The sequence below is a fragment of the Qipengyuania sp. JB2-7 genome (assembly GCF_055693485.1).
Genome location: NZ_CM146335.1, coordinates 780001 through 790023 on the forward strand (window position 1 = coordinate 780001; position 10023 = coordinate 790023).

The 10023-nt window shown below is 57.1% G+C and carries 6 protein-coding genes, 1 tRNA gene and 2 rRNA genes (1 of these 9 only partly in view); 4 read left to right on the plus strand and 5 right to left on the minus strand.

Annotation, left to right across the window (positions count from 1 at the left end):
• From ACZ1GM_RS03840 to ACZ1GM_RS03855, 4 genes are all read left to right on the plus strand, one after another.
• A 23S ribosomal RNA gene (locus ACZ1GM_RS03840) occupies nt 1–1376 on the plus strand; it begins 1415 nt to the left of the window's first position.
• Between the two features lie 138 nt (nt 1377–1514).
• Nucleotides 1515–1631: ribosomal RNA gene (gene rrf / locus ACZ1GM_RS03845) — 5S ribosomal RNA — on the plus strand.
• A gap of 109 nt (nt 1632–1740) precedes the next feature.
• Nucleotides 1741–1817: transfer RNA gene (locus ACZ1GM_RS03850), tRNA-Met, on the plus strand.
• Between the two features lie 270 nt (nt 1818–2087).
• Entirely contained in the window at nt 2088–3962 is a 1875-nt protein-coding gene (locus ACZ1GM_RS03855; protein WP_472677834.1) for a DEAD/DEAH box helicase, read from the plus strand.
• Nucleotides 3963–3984: 22 nt separating this feature from the next.
• Here the strand turns inward: ACZ1GM_RS03855 and ACZ1GM_RS03860 are convergent, their stop codons facing one another.
• The 5 genes from ACZ1GM_RS03860 to ACZ1GM_RS03880 are packed head-to-tail and all read right to left on the minus strand — an operon-like array spanning nt 3985 to nt 9985.
• Nucleotides 3985–6144 carry a site-2 protease family protein gene (locus tag ACZ1GM_RS03860; RefSeq protein ID WP_472677835.1) on the minus strand — a complete coding sequence of 720 codons (2160 nt, stop codon included), beginning with the start codon at nt 6142–6144 and terminating at the stop codon, nt 3985–3987.
• A gap of 10 nt (nt 6145–6154) precedes the next feature.
• Nucleotides 6155–6349 (minus strand): hypothetical protein, encoded by a 195-nt coding sequence (locus tag ACZ1GM_RS03865; protein ID WP_472677836.1) that lies wholly within the window; start codon nt 6347–6349, stop codon nt 6155–6157.
• Between the two features lie 7 nt (nt 6350–6356).
• Nucleotides 6357–7541 carry an efflux RND transporter periplasmic adaptor subunit gene (locus ACZ1GM_RS03870; RefSeq protein ID WP_472677837.1) on the minus strand — a complete coding sequence of 395 codons (1185 nt, stop codon included), beginning with the start codon at nt 7539–7541 and terminating at the stop codon, nt 6357–6359.
• The gene (locus ACZ1GM_RS03875) at nt 7522–8514 is read right to left on the minus strand and encodes an efflux RND transporter periplasmic adaptor subunit (RefSeq protein WP_472677838.1); all 993 of its coding nucleotides are present in this window, start codon (nt 8512–8514) and stop codon (nt 7522–7524) included. The genes ACZ1GM_RS03870 and ACZ1GM_RS03875 overlap by 20 nt, the downstream gene beginning before the upstream one ends.
• Nucleotides 8489–9985 carry a TolC family protein gene (locus tag ACZ1GM_RS03880; RefSeq protein WP_472677839.1) on the minus strand — a complete coding sequence of 499 codons (1497 nt, stop codon included), beginning with the start codon at nt 9983–9985 and terminating at the stop codon, nt 8489–8491. The genes ACZ1GM_RS03875 and ACZ1GM_RS03880 overlap by 26 nt, the downstream gene beginning before the upstream one ends.
• Nucleotides 9986–10023: the final 38 nt, after the last annotated feature.

Genomic DNA, 10023 nt, shown 5'->3' on the forward strand with positions numbered 1-10023 from the left:
CCACGTAAATATTCGTGGGCTTGGAGATGTGTGACGGATGGCGGAAGTAGTGTGTCCTTATTGGATTGGGCATGCTGCCATGTTGTTCCAGGAAATAGCCTCTCCGTATAAACCGTACCCGAAACCGACACAGGTGGTCAGGTAGAGTATACCAAGGCGCTTGAGAGAAGTATCCTGAAGGAACTCGGCAAATTGCCTCCGTACCTTCGGAAGAAGGAGGCCCTGAATCGAGGCAACTCTTTTCAGGGGGCACAGGCCAGGGGGTAGCGACTGTTTAGCAAAAACACAGGACTCTGCTAAGTCGGCTTCAAGACGACGTATAGGGTCTGACGCCTGCCCGGTGCTTGAAGGTTAAGAGGAGGAGTGCAAGCTCCGAATTGAAGCCCAAGTAAACGGCGGCCGTAACTATAACGGTCCTAAGGTAGCGAAATTCCTTGTCGGGTAAGTTCCGACCTGCACGAATGGCGTAACGACTTCCCCACTGTCTCCAGGATATGCTCAGCGAAATTGAATTCTCCGTGAAGATGCGGAGTACCCGCGGTTAGACGGAAAGACCCCGTGCACCTTTACTGCAGCTTTAGAGTGGCATTAGGAAAGAACTGTGTAGAATAGGTGGGAGGCTTTGAAACTTGGGCGCCAGTCCGAGTGGAGCCAACCTGTGAAATACCACCCTGTTGTTTTCTGATGTCTAACCTAGATCCGTTATCCGGATCAGGGACCCTCTATGGCGGGTAGTTTGACTGGGGCGGTCGCCTCCTAAAGAGTAACGGAGGCGCGCGATGGTAGGCTCAGGCCGGTTGGAAACCGGCTGCGAGAGTGCAATGGCATAAGCCTGCCTGACTGCGAGACCGACAGGTCGAGCAGAGACGAAAGTCGGTCATAGTGATCCGGTGGTCCCTCGTGGAAGGGCCATCGCTCAACGGATAAAAGGTACGCCGGGGATAACAGGCTGATGATTCCCAAGAGCTCATATCGACGGAATCGTTTGGCACCTCGATGTCGGCTCATCACATCCTGGGGCTGGAGCAGGTCCCAAGGGTTTGGCTGTTCGCCAATTAAAGTGGTACGTGAGCTGGGTTCAGAACGTCGCGAGACAGTTTGGTCCCTATCTGCCGTGGGCGTCGATTGTTGAAAGGAGTTGCCCCTAGTACGAGAGGACCGGGGTGAACATACCTCTGGTGTACCAGTCATTCCGCCAGGAGTGCCGCTGGGTAGCTATGTATGGACGGGATAACCGCTGAAAGCATCTAAGCGGGAAGCCTCCCTTAAGATAAGCAATCTTCGAACCGTCATAGACCATGACGTTGATAGGCCGGGTGTGGAAGCGCAGTAATGCGTGGAGCTAACCGGTCCTAATAGTTCTTTTCGCGCTTGTAGAATTCATACCATCAACGACAGCTCTGCCTGATTTCGATTGGGTCCGTTGTCCTCGATGTGGAGGAACTCTTCAGCCGGATACGCTCAGAAGTAGCTCAACAAGCATCGATTTAACCTGTTTTGCGCTGGCTCCATTGCTTGGTGGCCATAGCGTCTGTGACCCACCCGATCCCATCTCGAACTCGGTACCGTGAAACCAGATAGCGCCGATGGTACTAACGCTTAAGCGTTGGAAGAGTAGGTCGTCGCCAGGCATTGCAGCCAGCGCGGAACGGTAAAACCCATTCATAAGTCAAAGGGCTGGCCTCACGGTTAGCCCTTTTGGCGTCTCTGGGATCCGCAGAGTACGCCCATGCTAGGTGACGCGGGATGGAGCAGTCCGGTAGCTCGTCAGGCTCATAACCTGAAGGTCGTTGGTTCAAATCCAACTCCCGCAACCAGCAAATGTTTCACATATTTGCGCAATATGGCCTCACTGGAAACGGTGAGGCTTTTGTCGTTTTATGGGTGATGTGGGTAGCGCTCAATGCAGTACCCATTCTGACCCAAGAAATAAGACGGGCCAAAGCGAAAGGTAGTTGGTATGGGCGTGCGCCTGCTTTGTGGGCATTGGCCCTTATCACGCTACACTAGCCGAGTGCGGCGTCTGCACCCTTCATACCTCCTATCCCTCTGCGACAACATCCGCACAGCCAGTATCGTGAACACGCATGTCTTTTGAAACCCTTCCAACGATTTTGTCTGCGGCCTTGGCTGATCGCGGATATGCCGAGCCGACCCCAGTGCAGGCCGCAGTAATCGCGCCGGACGCTGCGGGGCGAGACCTGATTGTTTCGGCGCAGACCGGATCGGGCAAGACGGTTGCATTCGGTATTGCCTTGGCGGACGAACTTCTCGGTGAAATTGGCGGCACGCCGCTCGCCGACAAGCCACTTGCATTGGTTGTTGCACCGACGCGCGAACTGGCTTTGCAAGTTAGCCGCGAGCTTGGTTGGCTCTATGGCAAAGCAGGTTTGCGTATCGCGACCTGTGTAGGCGGGATGGACGCCAGCAAAGAGCGTCGGGCATTGCGCTCGGGCCCCGCCATTGTAGTTGGCACTCCCGGCCGTCTGCGTGACCATTTGGAGCGCGGCTCGCTTGATCTTTCGGGCTTGGTTGCGGCGGTTTTGGACGAGGCCGACGAGATGCTCGATATGGGCTTTCGTGACGATCTTGAAGAGATCCTCGATGCAACCCCGACCACCCGCCGCACGCTATTGTTTTCGGCTACAATGCCGCGCGCAATCGTCCGTTTAGCAGAACGATATCAGTCAAACGCGCTGCGGCTTTCGCTCGCCGGTCAGGATCGCGGGCATGGTGATATTAGCTATCAGGCGATCACGGTGGCCCCGTCGGAGGTTGAAAACGCAGTGGTCAATCTGCTTCGCTTTCACGAGGCCGAATCCGCGATCTGCTTCTGCGCTACACGTGACAGCGTCCGTCGGCTCCATGCCACACTGCAGAACCGCGGTTTTGGTGTGGTCGCTCTTTCGGGCGAACACTCGCAATCAGAGCGCAATCAGGCCCTGCAAGCTATGCGTGACCGGCGCGCTCGTGTCTGTGTAGCAACTGATGTCGCAGCGCGTGGACTCGATCTGCCAACGCTCAGCCTCGTGATCCATGTTGATACCCCGCGTGATGCCGAAACACTGCAACATCGCTCTGGTCGAACTGGGCGCGCTGGGAAAAAGGGCACCGCCGCTATCATCGTGCCGTATAATCGGCGCAAGCGCGTGGAGAGCATGCTGCGAGGCGCGAAGATCAAGGCCGAATGGCTAGGAGCGCCAACGCCTGAAGCGATCCGTAAGAAGGATCATGCGCGCTTGATGGAAAAGCTTACATCTCCCGCTGAGTATGAAGACGACGATCGTGCGATTGCTGCCCAGCTGCTTGAACGAATACCAGCCGAGGACATTGCCGCTGCACTGGTGAAGGCACACCGTGCCAAGATGCCGCAGCCGGAAGAACTTCTCGCCAACACGCCCGAGGCGCGTGCAAAGGACAAGGCCGAACGCCACCGTCCAGGCTTTGAAGATGTTGTATGGTTCAAAATGGACATTGGCCGCCGCCAGAACGCTGAACCGCGCTGGATCTTACCACTCATCTGCCGCCGCGGGCACATAACACGCAACGAAATCGGTGCCATCCGGGTTGGCCCTAACGAAACCTGGTTCCAGGTTCCCCGCGCCATTGCACCCAAGTTTGCCGACACGTTGCAACGCACGGCAAACAGCGAAGACGAGCAAGACGCGATTGCAATTGAGGAATCTGCCGAAGGTCCCCGGGTCGAGGCACGCCACAATCGCAAGCGCAGCGGCTCAGGAGCACCCGCAGTTCGCGCCAAGACATTCCGCCAGAAGTCGGGCGGTAAAGGGAATGCTGACAAGGCGCGCCCGGGACCCAAGCGCGTCAAAAAAGACGCAGAAGGGCCTGATGGTGGCAAGCGCGCCGGGGGTAAGCCTCCACGCGGCAAAACGAAGCCCGCTTTCAAGAACAAAGCGGCAAACAAAAATAAGGGCAAACCAGCTAAGGGAAAGCGAAGCTAAACGTGGCGCTCTCAGGAGTGGCTTAAAGTATCCGACGCACCATGCGCGCTATCTCGCCAAAGGCCCAGCCCGCGAAACTTCGACCTTCTGTGCGGATTTGTACCGTCCCCGGTACTGGTTGGATCTGTTGCTCTTTATCGCCAAGTCTGCCGCGTTCGGCCACAAGACGCACGCGATAGAGAGCTTCGCGCGGTTTCAGCTCGTTGCCGTCTTTGTTAACCGCTATCGGTCCGCCATTATCTGAGGCCAGGATTGGTTGGTCGAGCCGCTCAATCGCGCTGGTGGAGACTTCAATCAGTTTTGCATCTCTGGCTGATCCCGTTCCATTGCTAGCGACAAAGGTGCCGATTGCGCCTGTCCGGACGCGCCAGATGTCGTCTTCGCGGATATATGCCTGCAGATCATAGTCACTTGGGCTCAACACATAAGCGATCACCTCTGCACCATCGAGCCACCTGCCGACATGTACATTGGGGCCTAGATCGCTCACGATGCCCGCGATAGGTGCTCGCAAGACCAATTTATCAGACCGTCTTTCCAGCCCGGCGAGCTTGCTCTTTTCACGCGCCAGCTCGCGTTCGATAACCGCGCGGTTGGACAGATCCCGGTCATCGGCCACAGCGCGACCGAATTGCAATTCCAGCTGTGCAACGCGCACTTTGGTGGCCGCCGCCTCTGCCGTGAGTTCTGGCGCACTTAACTCGATAATCGGCGTGCCGGCGGCGACTTGCGCACCATCTTGCACCAGAATCCGCTCAACACGAGCGGATTCGCCCGCGACGAGGGGAGACGCACCAATCGGCGCGAGCACAGCATGTCCGGATACATGCCGATCAAGCGGCAGCACTGCCAAGATTACGGCACCCAGGCCGATCCACAACCACGCCTTGCCGCGTCGTGTTTTGAAAATGCGGTCGCGCATCTCAGTCCAGACCTTGAGTTCTGAAAAGATCGGGCGGAACACAAACACACCCATTTCAACGATGGCCAAGATCAGGCCAAGCGGCGCGAAGAAGACACTGTACACGAGGATTGCGATCCCGGTGAACAGGAATAGACGGTAAATCCACGTCGCATAGGCATAGAGGATCATGCCGATATGCAGGCGCCGCGGCACATTTTCTGGCGCGGCATCGCCAACTGAAAACAGCAGCTCACGCAGCTTCCAGCGGCCCAGGGCGAAGGCGCGCGGTTGAAGGTTCGGTACATTCAGCAGGTCAGAGAGGATGTAATAGCCATCAAAACGCATGAACGGATTGAGATTAACTGCGAGGCTCATAATCCAGCTGGTCGTCGCCAGAATGAAGGCGACGCTGCGCAGCAAGCCATCTGGCAGGACGACCCAGAGCATCGTGGCAATACTCGCCACCATTAGCTCCGTCGCCACGCCCGCGCAGTCGATAGCGAGGCGTTGTTTGCGCGAACGCAAGCGCCAGGCGGATGTTGTGTCGGTGTAAAGGACCGGCATCATTACCAGAAAGCTCACCCCCATTGTGGGCACGCGACATCCATAGCGGGTCGCGGTATAGGCATGACCAAGCTCGTGCAGGATCTTCACAAAGATCAGCCCTATTCCGTATGCGATCAAGCCCTGCCAGCTGAAGAAATAGAGGAACGAGGCGACAAACGCGTCCCATTGACGCGACACCAGAAAGAGGCTGGTGAGCGCGAGACAGGCGAAGAAGATCAGGCTGTAGACTGACCAGAGCGGGCGGACGCGGTCGATCGTTCTTTCCAGAAACCGCGCAGGCTTCACCAGCGGCAAACGGATAAACAGATAATTATCGAGCAGCCACTTCCAGGCGGCTTTCTTACTGGCCTGTTTCTGCGATGTGTAAGCGGTTACCGCGTCCTGTCCCACCGGCGCGACGGTCAGGCCATTGGTTGCTGCGAATTCGATAACATCATTAAAGGCGTCGTCGGCGTCCTCGTCTTGAAGGCCAAGCGTCGCCAGTTGTTCGACAATCCCATCAAGCTTGCCCGATGCCCAGCGCGACAGGATGGTAAACTCGACTTTGCCCAATTGAAAGAAAGCATGACGAACCGGGTCGAACAGGGTCCAGCTTGGTGCTCCATTGACGAGAGGAGCGCCGGGTTCGATCCGTAATTCTTGGCGCAATGCGGGCAGGGGCGGCGGTGCGGGAATGTCCGGCAGTTGGATCGGTATCGCAGCATCCGCCATACGTGCGGGCCTATATGCCGATAAATTGGCGCAGCGCAGCGATTGGTCGGCGCAGCACCGAGTAAAATAGCGGTACCCATTGGCCATAGACTTGCGCAGTGCCGCGAGAGCCGATGCGCGGATTGTCGCCGTCTAACTTTGCTGTGAGGGCAAATGCCAACGTACCCTCCGGTGTCTGGCGCGCCTGATAGCTCGCCGTTTCCAACCTGCCATCAATTGCCCAGAGCGGCTGCGAGATCCAGCCACATTTTGACCTTTGCGCCCTTTTCCAGCGTCATTTGTTCTGCAGAGGGCAAGTCAATACGAATCATCGTGTTGTTCGGATCAACCACTTGCATGATCGGATCCCCGACATTCACTGCGCGACCTTCCCAATCACGCCGGTCACTGAACAGCGCCATGCCATCGCGCGGTGCGGTAATCGCGGACTGACCGACCAGATCTTTAGCATAGTCATATTCCGCCTGCGCGACCTCCAATTCGGCGCGCATGATCGCGATGTCGTTGGTTTCGTCACGCTCACCGAAGGCGGAGCTAGTTGACCTTTCGAGCCGCGAACGCGCAACGGAGAGCTTCTCTTCTGCAAGTTCCAGCTCATTGGCCAGTCGTACATCATCAAATCGCAGCAGAACCTCGCCCGCCTTGACCGGTTCGTTCGGTGTGACCTCAATGGATGCGATCCTGCCAGAGAATGGCGCGGCGACGACAAATGGCCGCTCGGCGACAATCTCTGCCGGGGCAAGTGCGGTCAGACGCACAGGAAACAGCAGGATGATTGCTATCGCTGCGGCGATCCACTTCCTTTTTGAGCTATCGAGCGCAGGTAGTCGGCGGACCGGCTTGTTGCCGCTTAGCGCACGCCAGGCATGTGCGCTTGTATCAGCTATGCGTTCAAGGCGTTTGGTTTCGCCCTCGCGAAATGCCTCTTCTCGGGCAACCAGCAGGCCACCAAAGGCCGCGCCGTCCTCGCTCAGCAACGGCTGCCAATGCATTTGCGCGAATGGGTAGTCGGCCAGCGCCTCATCCTCACCCAACTGCACAACGTCAAAGCTCCGTGCTTTGGCCAAGCCATGGTCTGCATCCAGCTTTGCCAGCAGCTTTTCAAGCCCGTGAATCAGAGGGGCATTGCGATCAATCGTTGCTAGCGAAGATGCGCAGGTGACCTGGAATCCCTCGCCCATCATCTTTTGGCGTAGGATGAACATCTGTCCGTATGGCACGATATTGCGCGCATCGTTCGCGATCAGATATTGCAGTTCGTTCACCGTTGACTGTCGGCGGATATCCGCCTCAAACTGCAACAGCCCGGCCAGTTTGCGCGCATCGGGCGGCGGTGCCTTGGGAGCCTCAGCCAGTTTTGGCTTGGCTTTGCGAGGTTCAGCTTGCGGGGCTGCCATCGCTCTCTGGTCCGGTTTCGTCTGCTGCGGGGCTTTCTGTCTCAGCCTCAGCTTCGGCTTCGCGCGGCTTCTCGAAAGTCGCGGTCCCGCTCATTCCCGGCAGAACCAGCCCGTCGCCGCGATCAATATCGGCGGTGATGCGGATCGTCTTGCTGACGGGGTCGACAGCGGCACCCAATTGCGTGACAGCGCCAGTGATCTCCGCAGCAGTCTCATCAATCGCAAAGGTAAAGTTGGCGCCGGGCCGCAGCCAGGTGAGCCAATTGCTGGGTACAATGAGCTCCGCCTCAAGATCACCACCGCTCTGGATTTTCATCAGCGGTTGGCCGCTCGCAGCTATCTCTCCGCGACTGGCGATTTCCTCGACTACGCTGCCAGAAAATGGCGCGTAAACCGCACAGTCTTTCAGCTGTGCCGAAATCGCGTTGGCTTCTGCCTGTGCCTTTCCAAGATTCGCACGAGAAACCGCCACTTCGTTTTTGCCCACCGCTTCGAACGCATCAAGCTCGACGTTGGTTTCGTAAGTGGTCTGATAAGCGTTGGCAGAAGCCCTTGCAGCGGCCAATTGTGCGCGAATTGATGAGCAATCAAACCGCGCGAGCAGAGCACCGCGGCGAAAACTCTGACCCTGACCAAATGGCATCGCCGTGATCTTTGCGGTCATGCGCGAGGCAATGGTCGATTCTTCCTTGGCCTTGATCACGCCGCGCGCGGACAGCTCCGGTTCGACAACGGGCTCTTCCTCGACCACGGCGACATCTGTCGCAGCATCACCGTTTTCAGCTGTTTGCGTTTCAGTGTCCGACCACACGGTCTCACCGCTATTTGCATAGATATATGCGCCAGCGAGCACGGCAGCGGTAATACCCCCGCCGATCAGGTATTTGGTCTTTGAATTGTCCGCAGCCGGTTCAAATTCTTCCGGCTGCACATCTTCTGTCATGATCTTATTGCCCAGATAGTCGGACCGCATTCTCGCGATCTTGCCACAATTGCGCAAGGGAGGCGCGCAGAGTGGCAACATCTTCCTGGCCAGTCACATTGGGGCTGAACTCGTCAATACCCATCGATGCGAACAGATTGGCGTAGGCGTTTTGTGCCTCGGCATAGGCGATGTCGTACTTCACCTCGCTGACCAGCGTGTTCATTTCTTCACGCAGTAGCGTCTGACGGCTCATCGCGCCAGCAGAGTGACCGGAGCGGATTTGGCCGAGGATCTTGTCCTGGACGTTCATCTGTCGTGATGCGGTGTCGAGTTCTTTGGTCAAGTGGCCAAAGCGTGCCCGCGCGACATGAACCTGAGTAATTACCGCCATTGTGAGGGCCAGTTCACGCTGCTCCAGCAAAGCGTCTTGCGCTTCAACGGCCTTTCTATGTGCGGGTAGGCGGAACAGGTTCAGCACATTCCAGCTGGCCCGTGCACCGTAGCTGATCCAGTCATTGTTAAACAGGAAGTCATTGGAATCGACATTGACGCCCAGCACACCGCGGAAGCTTGGCAGGGCAGACAGAAGTGCGGCATCCAGTTCGCGCGAGTTGATGCGCTGACGATAGCTGACTTCGCGCAATTCTGCCCGGTTGAGCAGAGCCGTCATCATCATGTCTTCACCGTCATATTTAACATCAGGAAGCTGTGTTGAACGATCCGGCAATGCGAGAGAGAATTGCGTGCCTGGGCGCAGGTTCATCAGTGCCGCAAGTTGAGCCTTCGCAACAACCAGCTCACGCTGAAGCTTGCGAATCTGCGCCTGAATTTCGAGCAATTCGCGCTGGTAGGTGAGAGCCGTCAGCGGGGCTGACAGGCGCCGCTCTGCCAAACGCTCTGAATTCTCAAGCGTGGTTGTCACTGATCCCTCAAGCTCCTGCAGCTTGGTGAGAAGGCGTTCTGCGCTGACTGCGCGCCAGTAGGCCGACCGGACATCTTCCACGATCCGGTTGGCGACCTTGCGACGACGCTCCTGAGCTATCAAAACTTCATCAGCGCCTTGCTTTGCTCGCACATAGGAAAGGCCGAAATCGAGCACATCCCAGCTGAGTGCCAGATCCGCCGTAAAGAGATCGCGTTCCTGCGATGTCGAAGGCTCCAGCGACTGACGACGAGTGATCAGCGATAGTGAGCTAGCACCGGAGAAGTTGTTGCGTCCGGCATAGCCCGCGCTCGCGACCAATTGTGGCAGCATGTCATAGCGTTGCAGGTTTAGCTCGCGATCACGCAGCGCGATTTCCATCAGCTCAACCTTGTAATCAAGGTTGTATTTCAGCGCGCGGGCCATCGCCTCATAAAGGTCAATCGAGCCAGAAACCGGTTCTTGATCAACATCGACCTGAGCGAAGTTACGCTCCGCCGTTTCATTGAGCTCTGCTGCCGTAAACGGTTCGGGAACCGTGGCGCAGGCACTGAGGAATACTGCCGATACGCTAGCAAGTGCGATACCTTTTTTCATAACGTTACCACCGTGCCTTTTTCTGACTTTCGTCCCTG